Source organism: Aquitalea sp. S1-19, assembly GCF_024343515.1.
Window position 1 is genome coordinate 1 of sequence record NZ_RJTZ01000332.1, and the last position, 852, is coordinate 852.

General features: G+C 56.6%; 1 protein-coding gene. It reads left to right on the top strand.

Going from position 1 to position 852, the window contains the following annotated elements; translation table 11 throughout:
- Positions 1 to 852: sensor histidine kinase (locus tag EGI20_RS18870; protein ID WP_498633234.1), on the top strand; the 852-nt coding region annotated here is incomplete at both ends.

Genomic DNA, 852 nt, shown 5'->3' on the forward strand with positions numbered 1-852 from the left:
CCGAATTAATTCATTATTATCGCGAGGCCAGAGCCGGTCAGCCTGCGCGTGAACAGTGGATCAATATGAGCAAGGCACCGTGGCGGGATGCCAATGGGCAGATCACCGGTCTGGTTGCAGTAGGTCACGATGTCAGCGAACAACAGCGCAGCGAACAAAAAGCGCAGGCGGCCAGACAGCAATTACTGACCGCGATCGAGAACATTCCCGACGGATTTGCGCTGTATGGCGAGGATGATTGTCTGCTGCTGTGCAACCGGCGCTATCAGGCGCTGTATCCACTGATTGCTGACCAGATGCAGGCAGGAACCCCTTTTGCCGATATTTTGCGGGCCGGCGTGGCACGCGGGCAATTCAGCGATGCGATTGCGCATGAGGAAGAGTGGCTGGCATGGCGTCTGGCACAAAAGCAGCAGTCCCAGAGCAGCTTTATCTATCCGCTCGATGGCGGGCGCTGGCTGAAGGTTGCCAATTGCCGGGTAAGCGGTCTTGGCTGGTTGAGTGTCCAGACCGATATTACCGAGCTTAAAGCGGCACAAGAAGCGGCCTTGAGTGCCAGTCGTGCCAAGGACGAGTTTTTGTCCAGCATGAGCCACGAGCTAAGAACGCCGATGAATGCCATTCTCGGCTTTGCCCAGTTAATGGAAAACAGCCAGCGCGACCCGCTCACCGATAAACAGAAAAAGCAGGTCGGGCATATCCGTCAGGCGGGCAGTCATCTGTTGGGCTTGATCAATGAGGTGCTGGATCTGGCCAGTATCGAGTCCGGCAAGCTGACGCTGTCGTTGGAAAACGTACAGCTCAATGAGCTGGCCGAGGAGACGCTGGCGTTGGCGTCATCGCTGATAGGCA